The organism is Nocardia carnea (assembly GCF_029868325.1).
Classification (GTDB): Bacteria; Actinomycetota; Actinomycetes; order Mycobacteriales; family Mycobacteriaceae; genus Nocardia; species Nocardia carnea_C.
Genome location: NZ_JARWNW010000233.1, coordinates 15944 through 41824, shown reverse-complemented (window position 1 = coordinate 41824; position 25881 = coordinate 15944). Strand labels below are relative to the sequence as shown.

At 67.8% G+C, this 25881-nt stretch carries 24 protein-coding genes; 14 read left to right on the top strand and 10 right to left on the bottom strand.

Going from position 1 to position 25881, the window contains the following annotated elements; all coding sequences use genetic code 11:
• The first annotated feature begins 27 nt into the window (after positions 1-27).
• The 5 genes from QH196_RS19470 to QH196_RS19450 all read left to right on the top strand — a co-directional run bounded on the left by QH196_RS19470 (position 28) and on the right by QH196_RS19450 (position 4657).
• Entirely contained in the window at positions 28-645 is a 618-nt protein-coding gene (locus QH196_RS19470) for a TetR/AcrR family transcriptional regulator (protein ID WP_280417269.1), read from the top strand.
• Between the two features lie 186 nt (positions 646-831).
• Positions 832-2361, top strand: a complete 1530-nt coding sequence (locus QH196_RS19465; RefSeq protein WP_280417232.1) for a nitric oxide reductase activation protein NorD — start codon at positions 832-834, stop codon at positions 2359-2361.
• A 140-nt stretch (positions 2362-2501) separates the two neighbouring features.
• Positions 2502-3305, top strand: coding sequence for a CbbQ/NirQ/NorQ/GpvN family protein (locus QH196_RS19460; RefSeq protein WP_280417231.1), 804 nt, complete (start codon positions 2502-2504; stop codon positions 3303-3305).
• A 162-nt stretch (positions 3306-3467) separates the two neighbouring features.
• A complete protein-coding gene (locus QH196_RS19455) occupies positions 3468-4172 on the top strand; it encodes a hypothetical protein (protein WP_280417268.1) in 705 nt (234 codons plus the stop codon).
• Between the two features lie 41 nt (positions 4173-4213).
• On the top strand, positions 4214-4657 hold the full coding sequence (locus QH196_RS19450) for a hypothetical protein (protein WP_280417230.1): 444 nt from the start codon (positions 4214-4216) through the stop codon (positions 4655-4657).
• 16 nt (positions 4658-4673) lie between these two features.
• Here the strand turns inward: QH196_RS19450 and QH196_RS19445 are convergent, their stop codons facing one another.
• Entirely contained in the window at positions 4674-5528 is an 855-nt protein-coding gene (locus tag QH196_RS19445; protein ID WP_280417229.1) for a 3-hydroxyacyl-CoA dehydrogenase, read from the bottom strand.
• Between the two features lie 213 nt (positions 5529-5741).
• Between QH196_RS19445 and QH196_RS19440 the strand changes: the two genes are divergently transcribed.
• The 3 genes from QH196_RS19440 to QH196_RS19430 all read left to right on the top strand — a co-directional run bounded on the left by QH196_RS19440 (position 5742) and on the right by QH196_RS19430 (position 8051).
• Entirely contained in the window at positions 5742-6320 is a 579-nt protein-coding gene (locus tag QH196_RS19440; protein WP_280417228.1) for a TetR/AcrR family transcriptional regulator, read from the top strand.
• Positions 6321-6384: 64 nt separating this feature from the next.
• Positions 6385-7581 carry an NADH:flavin oxidoreductase gene (locus QH196_RS19435; protein WP_280417227.1) on the top strand — a complete coding sequence of 399 codons (1197 nt, stop codon included), beginning with the start codon at positions 6385-6387 and terminating at the stop codon, positions 7579-7581.
• Between the two features lie 122 nt (positions 7582-7703).
• The gene (locus QH196_RS19430; RefSeq protein ID WP_280417226.1) at positions 7704-8051 is read left to right on the top strand and encodes a hypothetical protein; all 348 of its coding nucleotides are present in this window, start codon (positions 7704-7706) and stop codon (positions 8049-8051) included.
• A gap of 90 nt (positions 8052-8141) precedes the next feature.
• On the opposite strand, the gene QH196_RS19425 is transcribed toward QH196_RS19430, so the two are convergent.
• Positions 8142-9584 carry a glutamate decarboxylase gene (locus tag QH196_RS19425; RefSeq protein ID WP_280417225.1) on the bottom strand — a complete coding sequence of 481 codons (1443 nt, stop codon included), beginning with the start codon at positions 9582-9584 and terminating at the stop codon, positions 8142-8144.
• Between the two features lie 326 nt (positions 9585-9910).
• On the opposite strand from QH196_RS19425, the gene QH196_RS19420 reads away from it, so the two are divergent.
• Complete coding sequence (locus QH196_RS19420; RefSeq protein ID WP_280417224.1) at positions 9911-10333, top strand: VOC family protein; 423 nt, start codon at positions 9911-9913, stop codon at positions 10331-10333.
• Between the two features lie 2 nt (positions 10334-10335).
• Here QH196_RS19420 and QH196_RS19415 read toward each other — a convergent pair whose 3' ends face one another.
• The 3 genes from QH196_RS19415 to QH196_RS19405 all read right to left on the bottom strand — a co-directional run bounded on the left by QH196_RS19415 (position 10336) and on the right by QH196_RS19405 (position 13593).
• Positions 10336-11946, bottom strand: a complete 1611-nt coding sequence (locus tag QH196_RS19415) for a bifunctional phosphatase PAP2/diacylglycerol kinase family protein (protein WP_280417223.1) — start codon at positions 11944-11946, stop codon at positions 10336-10338.
• Positions 11947-12036: 90 nt separating this feature from the next.
• The gene (gene msrA / locus QH196_RS19410) at positions 12037-12498 is read right to left on the bottom strand and encodes a peptide-methionine (S)-S-oxide reductase MsrA (RefSeq protein WP_432278216.1); all 462 of its coding nucleotides are present in this window, start codon (positions 12496-12498) and stop codon (positions 12037-12039) included.
• A gap of 279 nt (positions 12499-12777) precedes the next feature.
• On the bottom strand, positions 12778-13593 hold the full coding sequence (locus tag QH196_RS19405; protein ID WP_280417221.1) for a class I SAM-dependent methyltransferase: 816 nt from the start codon (positions 13591-13593) through the stop codon (positions 12778-12780).
• Positions 13594-14033: 440 nt separating this feature from the next.
• Here QH196_RS19405 and QH196_RS19400 point away from each other — a divergent pair, with 440 nt between their 5' ends.
• Entirely contained in the window at positions 14034-15278 is a 1245-nt protein-coding gene (locus QH196_RS19400) for a cytochrome P450 (RefSeq protein WP_280417220.1), read from the top strand.
• A gap of 97 nt (positions 15279-15375) precedes the next feature.
• Here QH196_RS19400 and QH196_RS19395 read toward each other — a convergent pair whose 3' ends face one another.
• Both QH196_RS19395 and QH196_RS19390 read right to left on the bottom strand, forming a co-directional pair.
• Positions 15376-15726, bottom strand: coding sequence for an ectoine synthase (locus QH196_RS19395; RefSeq protein ID WP_280417219.1), 351 nt, complete (start codon positions 15724-15726; stop codon positions 15376-15378).
• Complete coding sequence (locus QH196_RS19390) at positions 15704-16663, bottom strand: alpha/beta hydrolase (RefSeq protein ID WP_280417218.1); 960 nt, start codon at positions 16661-16663, stop codon at positions 15704-15706. The genes QH196_RS19395 and QH196_RS19390 overlap by 23 nt, the downstream gene beginning before the upstream one ends.
• Before the next feature lie 310 nt (positions 16664-16973).
• Here QH196_RS19390 and QH196_RS19385 point away from each other — a divergent pair, with 310 nt between their 5' ends.
• Positions 16974-17969, top strand: coding sequence for a dihydroxyacetone kinase subunit DhaK (locus QH196_RS19385; RefSeq protein ID WP_280417217.1), 996 nt, complete (start codon positions 16974-16976; stop codon positions 17967-17969).
• Between the two features lie 12 nt (positions 17970-17981).
• Positions 17982-18659 carry a dihydroxyacetone kinase subunit DhaL gene (gene dhaL, locus QH196_RS19380; RefSeq protein ID WP_280417216.1) on the top strand — a complete coding sequence of 226 codons (678 nt, stop codon included), beginning with the start codon at positions 17982-17984 and terminating at the stop codon, positions 18657-18659.
• 211 nt (positions 18660-18870) lie between these two features.
• On the opposite strand, the gene QH196_RS19375 is transcribed toward dhaL, so the two are convergent.
• The gene (locus QH196_RS19375; RefSeq protein ID WP_280417215.1) at positions 18871-19542 is read right to left on the bottom strand and encodes a DUF3159 domain-containing protein; all 672 of its coding nucleotides are present in this window, start codon (positions 19540-19542) and stop codon (positions 18871-18873) included.
• Positions 19543-19889: 347 nt separating this feature from the next.
• Here QH196_RS19375 and QH196_RS19370 point away from each other — a divergent pair, with 347 nt between their 5' ends.
• Positions 19890-21521, top strand: a complete 1632-nt coding sequence (locus QH196_RS19370; RefSeq protein ID WP_280417214.1) for an acyl-CoA dehydrogenase family protein — start codon at positions 19890-19892, stop codon at positions 21519-21521.
• A gap of 49 nt (positions 21522-21570) precedes the next feature.
• Here the strand turns inward: QH196_RS19370 and QH196_RS19365 are convergent, their stop codons facing one another.
• Complete coding sequence (locus tag QH196_RS19365; protein ID WP_280417213.1) at positions 21571-22329, bottom strand: PaaX family transcriptional regulator C-terminal domain-containing protein; 759 nt, start codon at positions 22327-22329, stop codon at positions 21571-21573.
• Positions 22330-22472: 143 nt separating this feature from the next.
• On the opposite strand from QH196_RS19365, the gene QH196_RS19360 reads away from it, so the two are divergent.
• Positions 22473-23327 carry an oxygenase MpaB family protein gene (locus tag QH196_RS19360; protein WP_280417212.1) on the top strand — a complete coding sequence of 285 codons (855 nt, stop codon included), beginning with the start codon at positions 22473-22475 and terminating at the stop codon, positions 23325-23327.
• A gap of 215 nt (positions 23328-23542) precedes the next feature.
• Here the strand turns inward: QH196_RS19360 and QH196_RS19355 are convergent, their stop codons facing one another.
• Positions 23543-25849, bottom strand: a complete 2307-nt coding sequence (locus QH196_RS19355) for an esterase-like activity of phytase family protein (RefSeq protein WP_280417211.1) — start codon at positions 25847-25849, stop codon at positions 23543-23545.
• Positions 25850-25881 lie beyond the last annotated feature (32 nt).

Here is a 25881-nt window from a genome sequence, read left to right as displayed (position 1 = left end):
TTGACAATTTTCAGCGAGAACGGTCTCATGGAGGCCGTGAACGCGCCGGCACAGCGGCCCCGAGGCCGGGAAGCACAACGACTGGAGACCCGTAAGCGGGTGTTCGAGGCTGCTGTCACGGAGTTCAAGCGCACCGGTACCGCCGGTGCAGATGTCGGCGCCATCATCGACGCCGCCGGCGTCGCACGCGGCACCTTCTATTTCCATTTCCCCAGCAAAGAGCATGTGCTGCTGGAGCTGGAGCGCCGCGAGGAAGCCCGGGTCGCGAAGGAGTTCGCCCGTTTCGCCGCCCGCCCGCACGACCTCCCGGGCGCCCTCCGGAAGGCAGTCCAGCTGGTGCTGTCGGTCGAACGCCGGGTCGGTGCGATCCTGTTCAAAGATGTACTCGGATTGCATTTCGCCCCGACCCGTCCGCCGGACGACGAATGGACCGACCATCCGCTGATCGTGCTGGTGGTCGAGGAGATCAGCCGGGCCCGCGACAACAGCGAGGCCGCTCGGGAAGTCGATCCGTTCCACAGCGCGGTGTTCTTCCTACTCGGGCTGTATGCCCTGCTCACCACCACCAGCGATTCGAAGTCCGTGCGCGCGGCGATGCTCGACAACTACGTCACCGTCGCGTTGCGCGGGATGGAGCCGAGATGAGCGTCCGCCATCCGGCTATCGGGAACAGAGCACCTCGGAGGTCCCCATGTGGCAAGACATCGTGCGCCTGATCGTCGCCTGGGGCTCCATGGGCGCCGTGATCGGGTTCTGGTACTGGGTGATGCGCAATATCGGGACGTTCTGAGCCACCGGGCCAGATGAGCTACCGAGGCACAGGGGTCGGCCATGGATGTCCGCGAAACCACGAATGTCGCAGCGCTGGAACGTAGTTGCGCGGTTACCGCCGTCGCGTTCTCCGCGCGGCGTCGCAGCGGCGCCCGGCTGATCACCGGTGAACGCCGATCGTTCGGACTGAATTCGGCACAGACCGTCGTGCACGTGCCGTACCCGCCGCTGCCGGGGTGGACCCGGCGCACGGTGACCTGCGGGGTCGCACTGCAATGCGCGCCGTCGAAGGAACGTATCGCCCGGTATGCGCTGCACGAACTCTCCCCGCGGGAACTCGCGAGTCTGGCGGTGGTCGAGGGGACGGTCGCGCTCGGATGGATCGCCGCGTGGTTCCCCGGCCTCGTCCCGGAACTGCGCCGGGTACTGCCGGAACTGGAAATCGGTGATCCCGAACTGGACGGGGTGGCGATACTCGATCAGGCCGTCGCGGCGGCCCGCTCGGCACGATCCCCTGTTCCGGACCCGCTTCTCGGCACTCCCCCACTGACCGTCCCGGCACGCGGCCGGATCTCGGTCGCGGTGCGGCGCATGTACGGGCGGATGCCGTGGACCTCGCCGCGCACCGACTCCTACCGCGCCATGTCGGTACCCGTGGGCGGCGAGGGCGGTGTCCGCAACCCCAACCTCCCGCCGCCGAGCCGGCCGGAGAACGACGATCCCGAGATCGCACCGGACCGCCGTGCGGGTGTCCCGTACCCGGAATGGAATATGTGGACCGGCAGCTTCCTGCCCGGCCATGTCGCCGTCCTGGAACGCCGGCAGCCGCAACCGGCGCACACCCCCGCCCCCGCCGCGGTGGATGTGCGGCGCTGGTTCCGCGAACGCACTCACCGTGCCATGACCGGTGGGCTCGAGGACGGGTCGGATCTCGATACCGACCGCTATATCGGCTACTACGTCGACCTGGCGACGGGCATCGCACCGCAACCACGGGTATTCCGGGAACTACTGCCCGACTCCCGGGATGTGACCACCGCGGTTCTGCTGGACGGTAGTTCGTCTCTCGGCCTGCACCAGGGCCGCGCCTTCCGGCTGGAACTGGCCTGCGCGGACGCCCTGTCGCACGCCATGGCCGTCACCCGTGAACGGCACGGGATCTTCGTTTTCACCGGTAACACCCGGCATCGCGTGGAGGTCCGCTGCCTGAAGGATTTCGACGAGCCGAGTTTCGTCGACCCGGGAGGTCTCGGCCTGCAGACCGGCGGCTACACCCGCCTCGGCGCGCCGATACGGCATCTCACCAGCCGTTTACTCACCCAGCCGACGCAGCGGCGACTGCTGCTGATCATCGGCGACGGACTTATCTCCGACGAAGGTTACGAGGGCCGCTACGCCTGGGCGGATGTCGCACATGCCGTCGAGGAAGCAGAGGAGACGGGCGTCGCCGTGTACTACCTCGGCATCGGGCCCGTGCGGGTCGATCCCCTGCCCACCGTGTTCGGTGATCGGCGTTCCCAGCGGATCCGCCGGGTGGAGGAACTACCCCGCGTACTGGCCCAGGTACATCGCGAACTGGTCGCCGTGTGATGGGCCCAGTGGTAGCCGGCCCGGCGTGGAAGACCACGGCCGCAACGACTCTGGAGGTACTACGAGGTTCCCACCACTCGGCGTTGTGAGCGGTGGTGGGCGTGTCGAAACGCACGCCGGCGAACGGACAAGGGGTGAGGATGAGCGCCGAATACTACTCGACCGGAACCGATATCGAATTGTTCCGCAAAGCATTTCAGCAGCGGATACCGGTGATGCTCACCGGGCCCACGGGCTGCGGTAAGACCCGGTTCGTCGAACATATGGGGCAGCGGCTAGACCGGCCGGTGGTCACTATCAGTTGCCACGACGATCTCACCAGTGCGGATCTGGTGGGCCGGTTCCTGGTGACCGGCGGCGATGTGGTGTGGCGTGACGGCCCGCTCACCACGGCCGTGAAAAACGGGGCCCTCTGCTATCTCGACGAGGTGGTCGAGGCCCGGCACGATTCGCTGGCGGTCCTGCATTCGCTCACCGATCACCGCCGGACGCTCTACCTGGACCGCGCCGGCGAGGTGGTGTCCGCGCCGGAAACCTTCATGCTGGTGTGCTCGTACAACCCGGCGTACCGCAGTTCGCTCAAGGAACTGAAACCGTCGTTCCGGCAGCGGTTCATGACACTGAGCATGGACTACCTGGATGCGGACCGCGAAGCCGCCGTGGTCGTCTCCGAGACCGGTATCGCACCCGAGATCGCCCGGCGCCTGGTGGCGTGTGCCCGCACGATCCGGGAAGCCGACGAGGTCTTCCATTTCGAGCCGCCCTCCACCCGGGTGCTGGTGACCACGGCCCACCTCATCGCGGCCGGCGCCGATGAGTGGGAGGCGACCCTTGCCTGCATTCTCGCGCCGCTGAGCAGTAACGGCGCGATCAGCGAAGGTCTGCGCGAGATCGCGGCGGCCGCCTCGGCCGGCGCGCAAACCTCTGCCGCGCAGTCGTTCTAGAAGGAGAAACAGTATGAACGAACAGGATCGCCGGCGGCGGCGCGCGCTGATCGCCGTCCAGATCTTCGCCTACGGATTCCTGCTGGCGATGTTCCTCATCCAGCTGCACATGTATTCGGTCCGGGATTGGTAGGAGCCCTCGTGAAACTCTCGGCATTCTCCCTGCCCTGGCGTGGTTCCCCCGCGGTCGCCGGAGCCAAGGACGCCTACGACGAACACCACGACGAATCCCGGCGCGCCCAGCGCGAAGCCGACTGGTGGCTCACCGGTGGAACGCTACTGATGGGCACGCTCGTGCTCGGTATCGTCGGGCTGCCGATCTTCCTGCGCGGAGTCTGGTTACAGCGCCGGGCACAGAAGTCGGGACTGTCGGTCCGGCCGATCATCGTCACGCTGATCGGTTATCTGGTGATTCTCGATGCCGCACTCAACAGTCTCGGCTGGGCGCTGGACCTCATCGCCAACCACACCCTGATCAACCGCGTCATCCTCACCGCGTGGGGCAATTTCTTCGACGCGGGCTATTTCTGGCACTACAACGAACTGTGGATCGGCGGGGCCGGTGCGCCGGGTGAGAAGGGCTGGGAGGTGGCCCTCATGCTGACCGTCTTCCCGATGCGTATCGCCGCCGCCATCGCCTTCCTGCAGATGAAACGCTGGGGGCACCAGTGGATGATCGTCACCTGCTGGTTCGGCCTGGTGATCTGGATCGGCTACACGTTCAACATGACCATGTACGCCGATGTGCGCTACGACGGGGTCGTGCTGCCGGTGATCGGCTGGTGGCTCTACGACATCTTCTACATCACGCCGTTCCTGGCGATCCCCTACCTGCACACCGTCAACCGCGAGATCTTCTCCGACTGACCGAACGGTAGCCGAATCCTCTTCCGCTCGAAGGGCTTTCCATGAGCACACCCACCCCCACCACCCCTGAACCCGGTGGATCCGAACTGCCTCCGGGCACCACCGCACCGTTCGCGCGGATGCACAAATGGTTGCGCCGCGCCATCTTCGTCTGCCTGTTCGCACTCGTCATCGAGGGCGCGTTCACGGTGCCGGCGCTCGCCCTCTGGTACGGCTGGCCGACGCTGTCGTTCACCGAGATCTGCAGCGAACTGATGAAGGTCAGGTACTCCGACGACACCCTCGAATGCCGGCACCCCTACCCCTTGTCGGGCCCGCCGTTCGGGGGTGCCCCGGAAGCCGCCGGTCAGCGGACCGCGCAGGACGAATGGGGTATCCAGCCGAAACCCGGCTGGGACCGGATCGGGTTCCGCGAACTGGTGCAGATCCACGAGGACCGGCTGGCCCGCGAGGCCGCACAGGAGAAGGCACCCCCGCCGCGCTGAACACCCGGCGGCGGGTTCAGGTGTATTTGTAGAACCCCTCGCCGGTGGCAACGCCGAGTTTGCCCTTGTCGATGTAGTTCTCCTTCAACCACGCGGCGAGTTCGCGGGTGTCCTCGCCCGCCACGAGAATGTTGTACGGGGTGTTCAGCCCGACCACGTCGAGGATCTGGAACGGGCCCATCGGCGCGCCGGTGGCGATCCGCCAGGTGTTGTCGACGGCTTCCGGTTCGGCGTAGCCGCCGGCGGCGAGTTCGATCGCGGAGTTGAGGAACGGCACCAGCAGCGAGTTCAGGACATAGCCGGCTTTTTCCTTGTGCACCTCGATCGGGACCATGCCGATCGAGGAGGCGAAATCGACCACTGCCCGGAAGACCTGCTTTTCGGTCCGGTCGGTGCCCATGACCTCGGCCGTGTTGAACCTCCAGACGTGGTTGGCGAAATGCAGGGCCAGGAATCGGTCCGGCCGGCCGGTGAACTCGCGCATATCGCTGGGCAGCAGGGTGGAGGAGTTCGTGGCGAAGATCGTGTGGTCGGGGGCCACAGCGGCGAGCTTCTGATAGGTCTGCCGTTTGATCTCGAGTACCTCCGGGACGGCCTCGATCACCAGATCCGCATCCGCGACGGCGGCCGCGAGATCGCTGGTGAGGGTGATACGCGCCCGCGCCTGCTCGGTCTGTTCGGCGGTCGCGCCCATCACCTCGTCGCGATAGGTGGCGGCGAGCCCGGCGAGCCGGTCGGAGGCCGCGTCGAGGGCGGCCTCGCTGATGTCGTAGGCCTGGACCGGGTATCCGTGGTAAGCGGTCTGGAAGGCGATCTGGGAGCCGAGCACCCCGGTGCCCAGGACTGTGACCGCGCGAATCTCGATGGCCATCGTGCTCTCCTTACCGGTCGATCGACGGGCTTTCGGGACGATCACGGGACATACGAGACCAGTAGACCAGGATCGGCCAGGGGGGTGGCGCGTCCGGGCGACCGCAGCGTTTGCGATCGCGTAACGACTGGCGCGATAGGCGACAACCAGGGCTTTCAATCAACAATTCAATCACTGATTGAAATTCGCGCGGCGCGATGGTTCACTACGCGTATGCCCCAGAACGTCTCGGCCGCCACCCGGGAACGCTTGCTCACGGCAGCCGAACGGCTCCTGCTGACCGAACGCTACGACGAGGTCTCGGTACGCCGGATCTGCGCCGAAGCGGGCGCCAACGCTGCGGCCGTCCACTATCACTTCGGCTCCAAAGAGGCCCTGCTCGCGGCCCTGCTGGAAGACCGGCTCGGCGCGCTGTGGGCAGACCGGCTGGCCGAGGCCACCGCCGCACCGCGCGGGGTCGCCGAAATCGTGGACGCGGTCCTCGCCCCCTTCACCGACCTGGCGGCCGATCCGCTGGGCCGGCTGCATCTGCGCCTGCTCGCGCAGTGCGTTATCGGCCGGCAGGTCCTGCACTGGCAGCAGCAGTGGTTCCGTATCGATTCCTGGTCCGGACTGCTGCCGGAGGTGGACGAACGCGAGAGCCGGTACCGCTGGATGCTCGCCTTCGACCTGATCATCATGCGTTTCGGCGCCGCCGCGGCCGAAGACCGGCCGCTCTCCCCGCATACCGCGGCAACCCTGCGCGATTTCGTCGTCGCCGGGCTCACCGCACCGAACGGAGACAACCGATGAGGCGAAACCTCCACCCTCGCCGCGGCCTCCGCACACCACACCTACCAGCCACAAAGGAGTCACGGTGACCGACGTATTCGCACCCACCACCCTGGGCCCACTCACCCTGCGCAACCGGGTGATCAAGGCCGCGACCTTCGAGGGACGCACCCCCGACGCCCTGGTCACCGACGATCTGATCGAATTCCACCGCGAGGTGGCCGCCGGTGGGGTCGCGATGACCACGGTGGCCTACTGCGCGGTCGCTCCCGGCGGCCGCACCGACCGGCACCAGATCTATATGCGCCCCGAAGCCGTCCCCGGCCTGCGCCGGCTCACCGATGCGGTCCATGCCGAGGGCGCGGCGGCCAGTGCGCAGATCGGGCATGCCGGCCCGGTCGCCAATGCCGCTTCCAACCGCGTCCCGGCGGTGGCGCCGAGCCGGTTCTTCAGCCCGCTCGGTATGGCCCCGATGAAGGTGCCGACCATCGGGGAGATCGGTGAACTCGTCGCCGCCCACGCCGATGCGGCGAAACTCGCGGTCGAATCCGGGTTCGACGCGGTGGAAATCCATTTCGGGCACAACTATCTGGCGAGTTCGTTCCTGAGCCCGATCCTGAACCGGCGCAAGGATGTCTACGGCGGTTCGCTCGAGAACCGCGCCCGGTTCGCTCGCGAGATCGCGCGCGCGGTGCGCGAGGCGGTGGGTGACCGGGTCGCGGTGACCGCGAAACTGAATATGGAGGACGGGATCCGGGGCGGTTTCACCCTCCCGGAGTCGCTGCAGGTGGCGTCGTGGCTGGAGGCCGACGACACTCTCGATGCGCTGGAGCTCACTGCGGGCAGTTCGCTGCTGAACCCGATGCTGCTGTTCCACGGCGCGGCGCCGCGTAAGGAGTTCGCGAAAACACTGCCGGCACCGACACGGTGGGGTTTCCGGATGGTGGGCAAGGCGTTCCTGCGCGAATACCCGTACGAGAAGGCGTATTTGCTGGAACGGGCCCGGCAGTTCCGTCGTGAGCTGTCCATGCCGCTGGTGCTGCTGGGTGGGATCACCGATCTGGAGTCGATGCAGCTGGCGATGGCGGAGGGGTTCGAGTTCGTCGCCATGGGCCGGGCGTTGCTGCGGGAACCGGACCTGTTGCGGCGCATCCAGTCCGATGCCGCCACCGAATCGGCCTGTGTGCATTGCAACGAATGTATGCCGACGATCTACAGTCGCACTCGGTGTGTGCTCCGGCTCGATCCGCCGAAGCCGTTGACCGCCGGCAAGACGGATTAACGGACACCTATTGAATGTGCCGTTGTTCAACGGTATGGTTCGGGTTATCGAAATCGTGCTTCCCACAGTGCGATTGCCCGTAGAACACCCGCCGCGGCGGGAAAACGATAGAGGACCGAACCATGCGCCGTAGTTCACGCACCCAACGCTTCGTCACCCGCCTCGCCGCCACCGCCGTCATCGCGGTGGCACCGCTGGCCGTCACCGCCGTCCCGGCCCTGGCCGAACCGGTGGCGGTCACGGCGAGCAGCGAGGCCGACGACGTCAGCCGTCCCGGCCGGCACGGCTACGGCCGGCACGATCACAGCTGGAACGGCCGGCACGACCACGGTGCGGGATGGGACCGCGGTCACCGCCACCGCCACCGCCACGGCCATCCCGGCTGGAACCGCGGCTGGAACCACGGCCACGGCTTCGGCCACGGGCTGCCGCTGCCCTGGTTCCTCCCGCGGACCGGCAGCGCTTTCTGACCCGATCAACGGTTCACCATTCAGCGGACACCTGTGTGGTGGGTGCGGGGCAGCCGGCGATCGGCTCCGCACCCACCGCGCCGGTCGAGCTCAGTGACCCGCATCCGCCGGCGGGTTCGCGCCCTGGACGCCGATATCGGCACCGTGCGAGAACGACGCGGATTCCGCACCCCGCTGCGGCGCCTGCTGAGCGCGGAGCCGCGGTAACGCCCGTTCGAACGCGCCGACGAGCAGATCCGCCAGGTCATGACTGAAACCGTTGCGGACCACGATGCGCAACACCGCCAGATCCTGCCGGTCGGCCGGGAAAGTGTAGGCCGGTACCAGCCAGCCCTGCTCGCGTAATGCCGCGGAGACATCGAATACCGAATATCCCGTCTCCTCCGGCGCCAGCGTGAAGGCGAAAACCGGGAGCTGGCGGCCATCGGTGATCAGCCGGAACGGGCCCAGCTGTGCGATCCGGTCGGCGAGTGCCGCGGCGACTTCCCGGGAGTAGCCCTGCACGCGTTCGTAACCACGACGGCCGAGCCGCAGGAAGGTGTAATACTGCGCCACCACCTGCGCGCCGGGCCGGGAAAAGTTCAGCGCGAAGGTCGGCATCTGGCCACCCAGATAGTTGACCCGGAACACCAGTTCGTCGGGCAGCGCCGCGGCATCCCGCCACAGCACCCAGCCCACCCCCGGATAGACCAGCCCGTATTTGTGTCCCGAAGTGTTGATCGAGGCCACCCGCGGCAGCCGGAAATCCCATTCCAGGTCCGGATCGCAGAACGGGGCGAACATGGCGCCCGACGCGCCGTCCACATGCACCGGCACCTCCCAGCCGCGTTCGTCGCGCAAGCGGTCCAGTGCGGCGCAGATCTCCGCGACCGGCTCGTAACTGCCGTCGAAGGTGGAACCGAGCACCGCCACCACCCCGATGGTGTTCTCGTCGCAGTGCGCCGCCGCCTCATCGGCCGTCAGATGAAACCGCTCCCCCGACATCGGCACGAGCCGCGCCTCGACATCCCAGTACTCGGCGAACTTCTCCCAGCACACCTGGACATTGCTGCCCATCACCAGATTGGGCCGGTCCGCGGGTTGCCCGGCCGCGCGCCGACGCCGCTGCCAGCGTCGTTTCAGCGCCAGCCCGGCGAGCATGCACGCCTCACTCGACCCGGTGGTCGAACAACCGACGGCATGATCGGGATCCTCGGCATGCCAGAGGTCGGCGAGTACCCGCACACACCGCTGCTCGAGTTCCGCGGTGCGCGGATATTCGTCCTTGTCGATCATGTTCTTGTCGAAACATTCACTCATCAGCGTCTGCGCCGCCGGTTCCATCCACGTGGTGACGAACGTCGCCAGGTTGAGCCGGGCGTTACCGTCGAGCAGGAGTTCGTCGTGCACGATCTGGTAGGCGGTATCACTGTCGATCTCGCCGGCCGGTAGCCGGTTACGCGGGACCTCGAGCGGTTCCCGCGTGAAGACCGGGTTCACCGCGAGCCGGTCACGATCATTGTCCGGCGAATCCGCCGGATGCGTCAGCGCCATGGAAACCTCTGGGTTGTCGGCACGCCTCCGGCGCGCGGGGTCCGGCCCCTCCCCTTGGTGCCCTCGGTGGGTATGCCTGGAGTATGCCCTGGTCAAGGGTTTTGCGGGCGGAGCGCCGCTGAGCTCGGCGAGCCCGCCGCACCGCGCGCGTACCGAACCGGAATACATGGGTGCGTTCTGCTGCGGAATCGGCGAGCGGGAGTTAGGTTCGGCAGTGGACCGGCCCCGTACATCATCCGCAGTACCGGTTCGACGGCCCAGACCGTGCCCGGCGCCCGGTCCCGGCGTTCCTCCGATATCCGCATCCGGCCGAGAAGGAGATCCGCATGAAATCCGTCAACCCGTACCTCATGTTCAACGGCAACGCCGAGGAGGCGTTCACCTTCTATCAGTCCGTATTCGGCGGCGACCTCCAGCTGATCCGCTTCGGCGATATGGGTGAGGCCGAAAACCTGCCCGCCGAGGCCAAGAACCTGGTGGCGCATGTGGCGCTGCCGCTCAACGGTGTCGAACAGATCCTGATGGGCTCGGACTGCCCGCCCGGGCAGACCGTCGATATCTCCGCGCGCCCGAACTTCACGGTCTGTCTCGAACTCAGCGATCAGGACGAGGCGCGACGACTGTTCGATGCCCTCGCCGTCGGCGGCACCGTCGATATGCAGCTCGCCAAAACGGAATGGACCGAACTGTTCGGGATGATGACCGACCGGTTCTCCATTCCGTGGATGTTCGATTTCGGTGGGCAGTAGACCTACCCGGAACCGCCGAAACCGCGCATAGCCAGGGCGATCCGGCCGCTCATGGGGACCCGGAACACCTCCGGCAACCACGGGGCCCGGCGATGGTGCGGGCGGCTGCGGTTGGCCCAGAGCGGATTGGATTCGTCCCGCCGGTAGACCGCCAGTTGCCCGGCCACCGTGAAGCGCAGGTGGGTCGCGCTGCCGATCACCTCACCGTCGGCGGCGAGCGCCTCGGGCTCGGGTAGATGCACATGCAACTCGGGCAGCTGGCGTTCGCCGTACACCCGGCTGTGCCCGATCGCGGCCGATACCAGCGCGACCACCGCGCGTGTCCGCGACCAGCGCAGATCGGCGCGCAGCCAGCGCACATCCAGCAGGCCGGAGTCGAGCCGGTCCCGGAACGCGGGCACCGCGCCGTGCGGATGGTAGGGGCCGTTGCCGACGAACAGGAACCACACCCGCTGCCAGCGCCCGTCCAGGAAGATTTCGATGGGTTCGGCGCGGCGCAGGGTGACCACGAGCGCCGCGGCGAAGGCCGGCCATTTACCCCACCGCTTCTGCCACTTCTCCCGCAGCCGGACCAGGTCCGGATAGGAACCGAGGCTGAACGTATTGATCAGATGCCTTGTGCGGGTTTCGTTTTCGTCACCGAATTCGACGGCGGCGATATCCACCGCCACGGCCTCGCCGACACCGGTCGCGTCGATCACTTCACGCAGATCGTAGACACCCAGATCGCGGGCGAAATGGTTGAGTGTGCCGGTCGGGATCACGACCAGTGGAAGGTCCTTGCGCAGCGCGAAGGCGGCCACGGCCGCCACGGTGCCGTCACCGCCGGCCACGCCGACCGCCTGTACCTGCTCCCGCTGCGCGTCCACGGCCTGTTCCAGCTGCACGGCGCAATCCACATCCGGGCGGGTCCGCAGTACCGTCGCCGCAGGCAGCGCGGCGGCGATATCGTCGGTGGGGTCGTAGTTCGCGTCCCCGGAGACCGGGTTGACCATCACGACCAGTCCCTTGCCGTCCGCGAGAACGGGTACTTCGGGGACGATGCCGGCCTGCGCCTCGTCGGATTCGCGCACCGGCCACCAGCGCCGGGTGGCCAAGGCGATCCCGGAGCCGACGGCCGCGCCGACCAGTACATCCGAGCCCCAGTGCACACCGGTGTGCACCCGCGAGTAGGCGACGGCCGCCGCCACCGGCGCCACCAGCAGCGCGGTACGCGGGCTCTCCATCGCCACCGCCGTAGCGAACGCGGCCGCGCTGGCGCTGTGCCCGGAGGGGAACGACGAGGAGGTCGGCGCCGGGACCAGCCGCCGATGCGCGGGCATCAGTTCGGCGGCCGGCCGGCGGCGCGCGAAAACGGATTTGAGCACCACGTTCGTCACGAAACTGGCGCCGGCCACCGAGGCGACCCCCCGCGCCGCGGCCCGCCGTGGCGACCCGCTGCGGGACGCGAGCAGCGCCGCGCAGGCCATCCACAGGACACCGTGATCGGCGCCCGCCGTAAGACGAAGCAGACCCGCATCGGCCTTCGAGGCCGGCAGTGCCGCCACCGTATCGCCCACCGCGCGATCGATCCGGCCGATCCTGCGGAACCTACGGCGCGTCCACCTACTCACCCGACCGACACTACCCAGCGCATGCCCGCCCCCGCGACTCCACGCGGAACCCGCGGATTCACCGGTCTTGCACCGGAACTCGGGCCCCACCTATGCCGAGGTCCGCCGCGGCAGTTTCCAGCCGGGTCGCGGGAAATGGCAGGTGTAGCCGTTCGGGAAAGTCTGCAGGTAGTCCTGGTGCTCGGGTTCGGCCTCCCAGAACTCGGGCGCCGGCGATACCTCGGTGACGACCTTGCCCGGCCACAGCCCGGAATCGTCGACATCGGCGATCGTTTCGAGCGCGACCCGCTTCTGCTCGTCGTCGAGATAGAAGATCTCGGAGCGGTAGCTGGTGCCGATATCGTTGCCCTGGCGATCCTTCGTCGTCGGATCGTGGATCTGGAAGAAGAATTCCAGCAGCGCCCGGTAGTCGGTCTGCGCCGGGTCGTAGACGATCTCCACCGCCTCGGCATGGCCGGGATGGTTGCGGTAGGTGGGATGATCATTCTGCCCGCCGGTGTACCCGACCCGGGTGCCGAGGACCCCCGGTTGCTTACGGATCAGCTCCTGCATACCCCAGAAGCACCCACCGGCCAGGATCGCCTTACGCGTTTCGGTCACGCTTCCTCCTTCGTCCCCCACATTATGCGTTCCGTGTACAACGCCGACGGCACCCGGGAAAGTCCCCGCACCGAGCCGGCGGGCCGTCCCCACCGGTCGGCTGCGCCGTGTCCACCGGATCCACAGCGCCGTGGACGTGTCAGGCCCGCCGCACCGTGTCCATCAGGTTCGCTGTGCTGTGCAGGTAATTACGCTGCGCTGTGACCAGCAGGTGCCGTTGCGCGGTTCCGGTCATGCCCGCCGCGCTGTGACCAGCAGATACTCCCATTCCATCCGCCCACCGCCGAGATCGTGCGCGACCGCGAGATCGGTGAGATCACGGTCCAGCTGCCCGGTGCGTTCCGGATCACCGGCCAAGGACTTGTAGACCGCGATGGTGGGCCCGTAGTTGGTCTTGAAGAAGGTACGGAACGCATCGGCGTCGGCAAAGCAGTCCACGACGGCGTGCTCGCGGCGCATCTCCAGCCCATCGACCCGGTCGCCGAGCAGCGCGGCGACATGCTCCTCCGATCCCCACAGCGGCGGCGGTTGCGCACCCGCGGGCGGCGGCGGGGCGAACGGTTTCATGGCGGCGAACATCTGCCCGATGAACCCGGTGGGCGTCCAGTTCACCAACCCGATCGAACCACCACTTCTGGTAACCCTGACCAGTTCGTCGGCGGCGGCACGGTGGAACGGTGCGAACATGATCCCCACACACGAGATCACCACATCGAATTCGCCGTCGGCATAGGGCAGCGCTTCCGCATCCGCCTGTTCCCAGCGCAGCTGCACCCCGGCTGCCGCGGCGTTGCGGCGGCCGGCCTCGAACAATTCGGGGGTGAGATCACCGGCCACCACGTCTGCCCCCGCCGCGGCGGCCGGTACGGCGGCGTTCCCTGTTCCGGCCGCGATATCCAGCACCTTGGTACCCGGCCCGATCGGTGTGGCGCGGACGAGGCGCTCCCCCAGGCCTGGTATCACGTCGTCGGCGACCCGGGAGTAGTCACCGGACGCCCAGATGGCTCTGTGCTTGGTTTTCAGGTCTCCGGTTGCGGACTGCGTCATCGCCTGCTCCTCACATCGGAACTGCAGATTTCACGGCATGTCGCGCCCTCCGGAGAAACACTTCTCGCGGCCGTCCGTGCGGTTGTCGAAACACCCGGTCGGATCGCTACCGGACCGTCCCATTGTCGGCCTCGATGCGGCGGACCACAATGCCCGCGGCGTGTGGACCACACGGGCCGCGATCGAGGTTTCAGCGCCGCCGGTGGCCGGGCGCAGCCGTCCGCTGCCCGCGCACCGGACATTCACGCCCTCAGCGGTCCGATCGCGCGCCGGGCCGGAGGCATCTGTTCGCCGCCCGGCGAACGTTGTGACGTGGATGCGACATTTCGGGTAAACCCGCTGAGGCGCAACACAATATGTGCATCAATCGCGTAGTGTTCCATATCGGGGCCGGGACACGGGAGACCCCGGCCCACAGCCCGAAACAGTATGGAGCCCTTTTGACAACCCGACAGTTCGATGCCCCCGCCGCCCGCCCAGTACACGGTTCCCCGGTCGCCGACGGTGGCCCCCGGTTCCCGCTGTACGCGCCCGAGTTCGCCGAGAACCCGCACCGGGTGTACGGGCAGATGCGCCGCACGCATCGGTCTATGGTGCCGGTCGATCTGGCTCCCGGTGTGCCCGCGACGCTGGTGATCGAACACGCGGTGGCGGTGCGCATCCTCAACGATCACGAACATTTTCCGGCCGATCCGCGCACCTGGCAGAAGGATATGCCCGCCGACTGCCCGGTCCTGCCGATCATGGAGTGGCGGCCCGTCCCCGCCCGCAGCACCGGCGAGGCGTTCCGGCGCTACCGGTCGGCCAATCTCACGGCTCTCACGGATGTGGATCTGCACGGGCTGCGCACGGCGGTATCCGGCCTCGCGACCCCGTTGATCAACTCCTTCTGCGAAACGGGCAGCGCCGATCTGCTCCTCCAATACGCGTTTCCGTTGACCTTCGGGGTCTGCAATACGTTGCTCGGCTGCCCGCCGGAGATCGGGCAGCGGGTTTCCGCCGGGATGGCCGCCATGTTCGAAGGTGCCGACGCCGGTGAGGCCAACCGGATGATCAATGCGGCCCTGGCCGAACTGGTCGCCTACAAACGCTCGAACCCCGGCGACGATGTGACCACGCGGCTACTACAGCACGAGTCGGGGCTCGACGAAGAAGAGATGGTGCACCAGCTGGCCGGCCTGTACGGCGCGGTCATCGAACTCCAGCAGAACCTGATCGCCAATACCCTGCTGCTGATCCTCACCGAGGATCGTCTGGGCGGCAGCGTGCTGGGCGGCAGCCTGTCCACTCGCGATGCCCTCGACGAGGTCCTGTTCGACAACCCGCCGATGGCGAACTTCCTCATCACCTATCCGCGGCAGCCGATCCTGATCGACGATGTCTGGCTACCCGCCCACCAGCCGGTGGTCATCAGTATCGCTGCCTGCAACCACGATCCGGCGATCCGGTCCGACGATCACCGCGGTAACCGCTCGCATCTTTCCTGGGGGCTGGGCCAGCGCAGTTGCCCCGCGCAGACCCCGGCATATCTGGTGGCCCAGGAGGCGATCGATCAGCTGCTCGACGCCCTGCCGGAGATGGAAGTGGATATGCCCGACGGACCGGACTGGCGCCCGGGCCCCTTCCACCGGTCGCTCACCACATTGCCGGTGAAGTTCCCGCCGTCACCGCCCTTCCCCGCCTGACAGCGCCGATCCCGGCCGGGCAAGTCCGGTGTGCCTCGCGGCTGATGTGCTCCCGACCGGGCCACCGCCACCGGACCGGCCGATCCGATTCGCCGTTTCAGTCGCTGCCGGGCGGTACCGCGGGAGTGAACACGCAGTACATCCGCAACTGGGTGTCGGCGATGATGGTGTGGCGCTCATGCCCGTCGAGCAGGTACATGGTGCCGGGGGCGAGCGTATGGGTAGTTGCGTTGTCCCGGTCGATCAGGTGGCCGTGGCCTTCGATGAGCCAGACGGCTTCGATGTAGTCGGGATAGTGCAGCGGGGTCTCGGTACCCGCGGCGACGGTGGTCTCGTGATACGAGAAGCCGACCTCGTCGTCGGACAGGACGATCCTTTTCGAGGTCCAGTGATCGGTATCGACCTGCCGATCGGTTCCGGTGATGTCACGGGTTGTCCGCACGATCATTGCCGAGTCCTCCTTCGCTGTTCGCCGGGAGTGCGGTGGGCACTGTTCGCAGGAAGTGCAGCAGTTCGCCGGTCGCCTGCCGGGCCTCCGGAATTCGTTTCATGATCCAGTTGTGGAACATCCCGGGGTATTCGTGCAGTTCGACCGGGACTCCGGCCGCATCGCCGAGTTCGGCTACGCGGCGGGCGTCGGGTAACAGGATGTCGCGGTGGCCGATGAAGACGACGGTCGGCGCGAGGCCGGTGAGATCGGCGAATGCCGGACTGATGTGCGGGTCATCCAAGGCCCGGTCCGCCGCGAACCATCGCCCGGCCTGCTTCAAACCGGAGACGCCGAGTTCCGGGTCGCGGTCGTCGATGGCGAGCGACAGCGGGTCGTCGGTGGCCAGATCGATCCACGGGGAGAACAACGCCAGGGCCCGCGGTTGCGGGTGTCCGCGTTCGTACAGGTGGCGGGCCAGAGTGAGGGCGAGCGTGCCGCCGGCCGAATCACCGAAAACGATACGGTTGGCGGGTGCGGTCTCCCGGGTCACCCGATCGTAGGCGCGCTCGACCATCGGAATGATTGTCCGGTAATCGTTCTCGGGCGCCAGCGGATACATCGGCAGGGTGTAGGTGCATCCGGTCCGTGCGACGATCCGGCCCGCGAACCGCCAATGATGCGGTTCGGGCGATTCCACGAAACCACCGCCGTGCATATGGAAGATATGCCAGGGCGAAGTCGGCCCACCGGGTGGTGTGAGGGTATAGACCGGGCGGCCGTCGACTTCCTCGCAGGTCACGTGGTATTTCGCCGTGATACGCCGCGGGGGCCGGGCCCGTTTCGGTTCCTGGTGCCGGGGTAGGCCGTCGCGCATGGCCCCAGGATCGGCGTAGAACCGTTTGTTCCGCCGCAACCACATCCGGGCGAACAGCGCCCGCGCACGCCACGAGATCATGGGCTGCCTGCCCATATACGTGCCCGGACGGGCCGCGGGGGATCGTGGTGAGCGCCGGGTTCAGGCATAGGCGTCCTCCGTCCATCGCGTTCGACGACCGGCGGTACTCGCCCAACCCCAGGCGAGCAGCCACCGGCCCCGTGCCGTCGGCATTACCGCTGAGCCGGCAACTAAACAGCGGGTGCGCCCGGGGACGAGGTCTGCTCGACCCGCCGACGCCCACGCCTGGGCGCCGGCGCAGCCGAACGGCAACAGGTTCGGCCGCTGCCCCTGAACTAGCATCGATCGGAGCCGATCCGAAGGAGCATCCGTGCGCCGACAGATTCTCAACCTGCCCGAAAACGCTCCCGAGGAGGCGTTGGAAGGGCTCGCCCTGACCAATCCCACGCTCATCGCCTACGACCGCGAACGCGGCCTCGTCACCCGGGCCACTCCGGCGCGCGACAAGGTCGGACTCGTATCCGGCGGTGGGTCCGGGCACGAACCGCTGCACGCCGGTTTCGTCGGCAGCGGCATGCTCGACGTGGCCGTACCGGGCGCGGTTTTCGCCAGCCCGACCGCGCTGCAGGTGCACGAGGGCACGGTCGCGGCCGATTCCGGGCGTGGTGTCGTCCAGATCGTGAAGAACTACACCGGCGATGTGCTCAACTTCCGGATCGCCGGTGAACTCGCCGGCGACGATAACGCGGTCGCGACCGAAACCGTGCTGGTGGACGACGATCTGGCGACGCAGAGCGAGGACGGGCCGGGCCGCCGCGGCACCGCGGCCGTTCTCGCGGTCGAGAAGATCTGCGGGGCGAGCGCGGAAGCGGGTGCGGATCTGCACACGGTCGCCGAATACGGCCGCCGCGTCGCACGGAACGCGCGCACCCTGAGTTTCGCGCTGAGCGCGGGCACGCATCCCGGCGAGACGAACCCCGCGTTCACGCTCGATCCCGCCGAAGTCGAACTGGGGGTGGGAATCCACGGCGAGCGCGGTACCGGCCGGGTCCCGTTCGCCGACGCGGATACGCTGCTCGCGCAGCTGGTCGACCCGCTGGTCGCCGAACTCGGCTGCACACGCGGGTCCGCGGTGATCGCGATCGTCAACGGTCTCGGCGGCGCCTACCCCATCGAACTGTCGATCGCGGCCCGCGCGGTGCACCACCGGCTCGCCGGACAGGGCATCGCCGTCGCCCGTTCGCTCGCCGGCAGCTATGTGACCTCGCTCGATATGGTCGGCGTCTCGGTCACCCTGCTGCCCGCCGATGCCGATCTGCTTCCGCTGTGGGATGCGCCCGTGCGCACCCCGGCCCTGACCTGGTGAAGGAGCCCGCCCATGAACGACGCAGCACTGCCGGCCGGATTCGGCGAACGCTGGGTGAACACGATGTTCGCGGCGTTCCTCGACCGCACCGAGGCCCTCGCGGATCTGGATCGCCGCGCCGGTGACGGCGATTTCGGGGCCAATATCGCCGCCGCCCTGCGCCGGGCCCGCACGAATATCGACGCCGAACCACCCGCCTCATATACCGCGTGGCTGACCGCGGTATCCCGGGGTTTCCTCGGCACCGGCGGAACGAGCGGACCGCTGTTCGGCATGTTCTTCCGTGAACTCGCCCGCTGCACAAGCGATTCGGAACCCAGCCCGGTGGAGTTCTCCCGCGGCCTGAGCGCGGGGCTCGCTACGGTGCAGCGGTACGGGAATGCCGAGGTCGGGCACAAGACGATGGTCGACGCCTTGGCCCCGGCCGCCGAAACGCTTGCCGCCCGAGTCGCGGCGGCCGGGGACCCCGGCGAAGCGCTCGCCGCTGCCGCCGACGCCGCGGTACAGGGCGCGGCGGGCACCGCATCCCTGGTCGCCAAACGCGGCCGCGCCAGCTATGTGGGCGAGGTCGCGCGGGGCGTACTGGACCCGGGCGCGGCCGCCGCGGCGCTGATCCTGCAAACCGCTGCCGCCGCCTACGCCGACCGGCCGGGTGATATCGACACCGGATGGCTCGACACACTCACCTGACCGGTCCTCCGGTGCCCCGGGCGTGCTGATCGCCGGCTCGGTGCGGCCGCCGGCCAATGGTTCACGGCTGCGGCGAGGCCGCTGCGCGCCCAGCACCGCAGGGGCCGGCATCGTGCAGGCCTGAGCTGGGTCAGGAGTCGAGGCTCAGTCCCGCATCGAGGCGGACGGTCGAGGGGCCGAAGGCGGACTGGGGAGTCCGAGCGGAGCGCAGTCAGGGCTGTGGGAGGAAACGTTTCGTGGTGCGCCGGAACGCCCAGACGACGACGAGTGCGGCCAGCACGGTCAACGGAGTGCCCATGGCAATCTTCGCGACGGCGAGCCAGGTCGTGGAATCGGTGAGATACAACCATTCCTTCACCACGAACCGGGCGCCGAAGACCAGCGCCGCGGCTGCGGTGGCGATATCGTGCGCCCGCAGCGCGACCTTGTCCTCGCGCCAGGCGTGCTTACCGCCGTGGACGAGATTCCAGACAACGCCGGTCAGCGGGCGGCGGACCAGCAGCGAGGCGGACGCGACCACGAAACCGGCCAGCGCGGCCCAGATCCCGATAACGAAGAAATCCTTCGCCGACCCGGTCCACAGCACGATCCCCACGGCCGCCGCGAGACCGAGCAGCCCACCGATGGCCGAGGAGAACCGCTCCCCGCGCCACATCCGGAACACCGTCAGCGCAAGCGCGACCGCGACCGAAACACCGACCGTCGCCGCCAGTGGAAGTACCGAGTTCGCCGCGACGAAGACGACTACCGGGACGGTCGAGTAGACGAAGCCCAGGGGCCCGCCCATCTGGTCGAGCACTGTCGGCGGTACGGCAGGCCTGTCGGCGGCAGGCGCGGGACCGGTGGGTTCTGCCGCCGCGCGAAGGTCCTTGTGGTCGATCATGATTCCGTCCTCCCGACTGTGCGGACTGTTGCGATGCCTCCAGTGGAACCTGTGCCGTAACGGCATACTCAAGTCGCGGCGGGATATAACCGGCCGGGGATGTTTTCCGGGGTTATGCCTGCCCGGTTATCGGCGTACGGTCGGCCACCCAGCGAGTGACCACCCATCCACCTCCGGACCGAGCAGTACGAGCAGTGTCCGGCAGGCCGGTGATATCCGGGCGATGCCGACAGCAGGCTACGACAGCTCGGCATTGCACAATTTCATCGCGCGCTCCAGAATGGTAATAACGGACGGTGCGCCCAGCCTGCCGCACCGCCTGGTTCCTCGTAGGCGAAGGAGAAGCCGTGCCCACCCATACCGTGACCAACCAGGTCCCCCCGCTGGTCGATTACGACGCCGCCGAGGTGCCCGTCATCCTCGAGGCCCTGGAACGCGCCGGCGCCGGCCATGCCCTCGACGAACTGCACGAGATCGGCCGGGCGGCCGGTAGCGCCCACGCCCAGGAACTCGGCGACCTCGCCGAGGAACACCAGCCGGTGCTGCAGACGCACGATCGCTACGGTCACCGCATCGACGAGGTCCGCTACGACCCCAGCTACCACGAGCTGATGCGGCATGCGGTCCGCTTCGGCCTGCACGGCGCCCCCTGGGCCGATCCCCGGCCCGCACCACATCTGGTGCGGGCGGCGAAGACGAGCGTGTGGTCACAGGTCGACGCCGGGCACGGCTGCCCGATCTCGATGACCTATGCCGTCGTCCCGGCCCTGCGCGCGAACGCCGAACTGTCCGCCCGGTACGAACCACTACTGACCAGCCGGGACTACGACCCCGTTCTGCGCCCGCTCGCCGATAAGCCCGGACTCATCGCCGGCATGTCGATGACCGAGAAACAGGGCGGGTCCGATGTCCGGGCCAACACCACCACCGCGGTCCCGCAGCCCGACGGCACCTACCGGATCACCGGGCACAAATGGTTCACCTCCGCGCCGATGTCGGATTTCTTCCTCGCGCTGGCACAGGCACCCGGCGGGTTGTCCTGCTTCTTCGTGCCCCGTGTGCTGCCCGACGGCACCCGCAACCCCTTCCACCTGCAGCGGCTCAAGGACAAGCTGGGTAATCACTCCAATGCCAGCAGCGAGGTCGAATACGACAACACCGTGGGCTGGCTGGTCGGCGACGAGGGCCGCGGCGTGCCCACGATCATCGAGATGGTCAACCTGACCCGCCTCGACTGCACCCTCGCCTCGGCCACGGGTATGCGCACCGGAACCATCATGGCGATCCACCACGCCCAGCACCGCCGCGCGTTCGGTGCGAACCTCGTGGACCAGCCACTCATGCGCAATGTCCTGGCCGATCTGGCCATCGAGGCCGAGGGCGCGACCACGGCTGCCCTGTGGCTGGCCGAACTCACCGACCGCGCCACCACCGGTGACGAGGCCGCCGACCTGCTGCGCCGCATCAGTCTCGCGGTGAGCAAGTACTACGTGTGCAAACGCGGGCCCATCCACGCGGCCGAAGCCCTGGAATGCCTGGGCGGCAACGGCTATGTCGAGGATTCCCGGATGCCGCGGCTGTACCGGGAGGCGCCCCTGATGTCGGTATGGGAGGGTTCGGGCAATGTCGCCGCGCTGGACGTTCTGCGCGCGCTCGCCAAACAGCCGGCGACACTCACCGCGTTCCTCGACGAGGTCAAACTGGCCGCCGGCGCCGATTCCGCGCTCGATACCGCGATCGGCCGGCTGGAGACCGAGTTCACCGACCTCGACACATTGCCGCATCGTGCCCGCCGGATCGTCGGCGATATGGCCCTGGTGCTACAGGGTTCGCTGCTGGTCCGCTACGGGCATCCCGCTGTCGCCGAAGGTTTCACCCGCTCCCGGCTCGGGGGCGACCGCGGCGACGTCTTCGGCACCCTGCCGGTGGGCCTGGACACCGGCGCGATCATCGAACGGCTGACTCCGAAGGTCGGCTGACCACCGGAGGAGAACTGGTTTCGGGCTGCGACGGGACCGCAGACCGGCCTCACTGCGGCCTTACCGGGTTCTCTTCCACGAGACCATCGGCGAAGGCCTGGAACTCGGCGCGGAACACTTCGTAGCGCGCACGGATGGCCGCGCCGGGCCAATCCTGCGGCAACAGGTCCGGCGGTAGCACCGGATCGTCGAGGAGATGGCGTACGACCGCTGCCGCGACTTCGAAACGGGCCCCGATCGCCTCGGCGCCGTCGAGGGCACCGAGCAATTCCCGGGCGCGGCGGGCCCACCGGTCCGGCGCGAACAGGCGGCCGGCCAGTGCGACGGCCGGTTCCTCCGGTCGCCCGGTGAACAGATCCACTCGCTGCCGGGCCGCTTCGGGGAGGTCGGCGGCGATATTGTCCGGGCGGCACCAGACGCCTTCGCGGAGTTCGCCGAACCGGGCCAGCCGCAAGGTTTCCCGGAATGCGGCGCGATCGGTGGAATCGGTGGCGCCGACGGTCACGACCGCGAGGATCCATCCGCCCTGCCACGCGCGGAGGTCCGGCGAGATCGCCCGGTCCTGCCGCCGCTGGCGTTCGGCCAGCCGTTCGGACAGCCGGTAGGTCGCGTCGGCACCACGTTCGAGATCACCGGCGGCGACCATCCGGGTCAACGCGGCCCGCACCGCGGATTCCTGTAATCCCAGCCCCGCGCCGACCCGGACGATCCAGCCGGCCGGGGCCTGCGCCGGATGCGATCCGAGCAGCACGCTCAGGATCGCCGAACGCGCGGTGAGCGCCCGGACCCGGGCGGGAGACGCAGACATGGGCCGATCGTATCGACCAGGCCACACCCCGGACGTCCACGCAGCGACAGCAGGCGCCGGCCGGCGGCGACGGCTCCGTTGAATCACCCCACCCGATGTGAGAGAATTCAATGGTAATCCTCTCACTCATTCAGGGGGTCGAGATGCCGCGCCCAGCGTCGACGAAGCCGCACACACCGCAATCCGATGCGGAACCACGCCGCAGAAATATGGCCGGCCCGGGCGCACTGCTCGGCGGACCGGCGAATGTCATCATGCAACTGAGCCTGGCCCCGGTCGGCCGCGGCGTGGTCGAGAGCACGGTCGACAGCGGGCGATTCGATCTCCACCCGCGCAAACGCGGGCGCACCACGCTGACCTACCTCGCCGTCGCCATGCTCGGAACCGACGAGGAGCGCGAGGCATACCGTGCCGCGACGAATACGTCCCATCGGCATGTGCGCTCGCGACCCGGCAGTCCGGTGGAATACAACGCGTTCGACCCGGAACTGCAACTGTGGGTCGCGGCCTGCATCTACAAGGGCGTCGTCGATTCGGTGACCTACCTCTTCGGTCCCCTGAGCGACGCGGATGCCGACGAGCTGTACCGCGAATCGGCCCGATTCGGCACCACCCTGCAGATGCGCCCGGACATGTGGCCCGCCGACCGCGCCGCATTCGCCGAATACTGGGAGCGCAAGAGCGCCGAAATCTCACTGGACGACGAGGTCAAAACCTATCTTCTCGGCCAAGTTGTCGATCTGGGCCCCTACGGCCGGCTCGAACAGCTGGCCTTCCGCCGGATCAACAGGTTCTTCACCACCGGATTCCTGCCACAACGTTTCCGCGACGAATTGGGCCTGGACTGGGGCCCGCGGCGCCAGCGCGCCTTCGAGCTGGTCATGCGCGGTATCGGGTTCGTCACGGCGGCCGGCCCCGAACAGTGGCGAATGTACCCGCTGAACCGGCATCTCGCGGATATGAGAAGGCGCCGCGAGCTGGGCAAACCTCTTGTCTGACCTCAGCTGCACCGTGGGGGCGTGTCCGGCAGATCGGACCACGACCGGCCGGAGACATCCGCCGGACCGGTGCGGGGCCGGAATCGGCCGGGTATGCGCCTGCCAGGGCGGGCATACAACGGCCTGCGCCGGCGCGATCCCTCGTGCCGGCCGAGCATCACGCGACTCCCCCTACAGCACAGCCTCTCTCGATGTGGCCCGATCTGGTTCCGCCGTCAGTTCCCGGACGCACCGGCAGGTCCGAGATCCAGGAACACGGTTTCCCCGTTGGCGTCGTCGAGCCCATCGTTATCGGTGACCACGTACAGGTTCCCATTACCGCCGACAGTGAGACCCTCGACTTTTTCCTGAACGAACCCATTGGTGGCCTGTAGATCCGGCAGCAGATCATGCAGCAGCGTCTTCGGCAGCACCTCCGGGACTTCGCCGGCTGTTGCCACACCGCCGCCGGCCGGGATATCGATGCGGTAGATCGCTTTGAGAGCTGCGTCGCGGCCGTTCAACTTATCGCGTTCGAGCACCAGCAATCCGCCGTCGTGCACAGCGATTTCGGAGAGCCCGATCCAATCCCCTTCGGCGTCGGTCTTCTCCAGCCGGTAGCCGAACCATTCCCACTCGCCGCTCGCCGGTGTGTAGCGACCGATCCGGGCGACGCCGTTCGGATCACCCTCGAGTTCGCGCTGCAACACCATCCAGATCGCGTCACCGTCGACCGCGACTCCTTCGAGCCCCTGACCGCCCAGCCCGGCCGCGATATCGGCGGGTAACGCGACCCGTTGCTCGATACTGCCGTCCGCGGCAACAGTGACCAGCTCGTTTCCAGAGCCCTCTTCCCCCTCGACAGCCAGTACGAACCCGCCGTCGGGCCGGGCCGACAACCCTTCGATATCGAGGGCGACCGGTGCTCCGTTCTCGGTGATCGCCAGCTCACGATCGATGACCGCGGGCGAATCCGTGATGTCCACACCGAGTATCCGCGCCGGGCCGTAGGCGTTATCGGTTGCGGTGAACAGCCGGTTCGCATCGGCGGGGTCGGCGGACAAGGCGCCCAGCGCACCCCATCCGATCGGGGTGCCGTCGACCTCGGCCGCGACGATCGACGGGAACGCCGGTGTTCCCGCGCCCGCCGCGAAGGCGTCGCCGAATCCGTAGATGTTCACGGCGGCGCGCACCCGGGCCTCGGCGTCATCGTTCTCCGAGGCGATCACCAGCAGATCTCGCTGCGGGACGGGCACGATCCCTTCCGGGCCCGGGGTGGTCGGCAGGAGCTGGAGAAATTTCGGGGCGGTGACATCGCCGATGTCGTACACAGCGACGAAATTGCTGCGTTCCGCGGCGACCAAGGCGACCGGCCGCCCGCCGACCTCGGTGATCGCGAGTCCCTCCGGCTCCGGGCCCTTGGCTTCGGCACGCCCTTCGGTATGCAGGCCGGTCTGCACGGCGAGCTGTTCGAACGAATTACCGGCGTCCCACACCACCGCACCGGTCGCGGCGTCGAAGATCGACCAGCCGCGGGCGCCGCCCTTCCAGTCCCCCTCGTTGGCGGTGGCCAGATGGTCGTCACCGATCCAGCCGATCGCGTCGGGTTCGCGGGGACTGCCGGGAACCGATCCGGTCTGGTCCAGCACACCGTCTTCCGCAGTATCGACACCGTCCACGGCCACCGACCCGGCATCGAAAATCGAGGTCACCTCGCCCGTGGTTCCGTCGATCACGGCGATCCCGTTGTTCTCCTGCAGCGTCACCGCGACCTGACCGCGGGAGTTGATGCTCACGTATTCGGGTTCGAGATCTTCGGGGGTATCCAGGCCCGCGGCCCGCGCCGCCGCCGTATCGAAATCGACCTTCCGCGCCGTCCACGCATCCGGCGCACCGGTGAGATCGATCAGTTGTACGAATCCGGTCGGCGGCTGCGGCAGATCCCCTTCCTCGCCACCGGCCGGGGTGAATTCCTCGTCGCGCTGATTCTCCATCGCGATGGCGGCAAACGCGCCGTCCGGGCTGATGGCGATCGAATCCGGTTGCCCATCGAGATCGATACTGTGCACGCGACTACGGTCGGCGACCCGCACGATATCGACACGGCCCGAGGGCTTCGCGTAGTCATCGCCGGTGGTGTCGACCACCACCAGCACGAACTCGCCGTGCGCGACCACCGACGTGGGCTGATCGTCCGCATGTCCCAGCTCGGCCACCGAGAGTGTGCCCAGGCCGGCGGGCCGGGCCGGATCGCGGATATCCAGGAATCCGATACGTTTGGCGGTGGCATCGGTGTAGATGACGGTATTGCCGTCCGGCGTGACCGTGGATATCTCCGCGACCGTCTCGGTATCGGCAGCTTCCCCGGCCGGGCGGTTCAGGTACACGGGATACGTGGCCGCCCGGTGGTAACGCTCGGCGTCCGGCAGTCGCCACGCGGTCGACGAACCGGCTCCGTCGTGCTCGTCGCCCGAGCAGGCGGCGGCCAACAGTGTTACGGCGGCGGCTACTGCCACCACTCGGCTCGTCTTCGACGTCGTCATAGGTCCTCATTCAGCTCTGCCAGGTAGTCGCG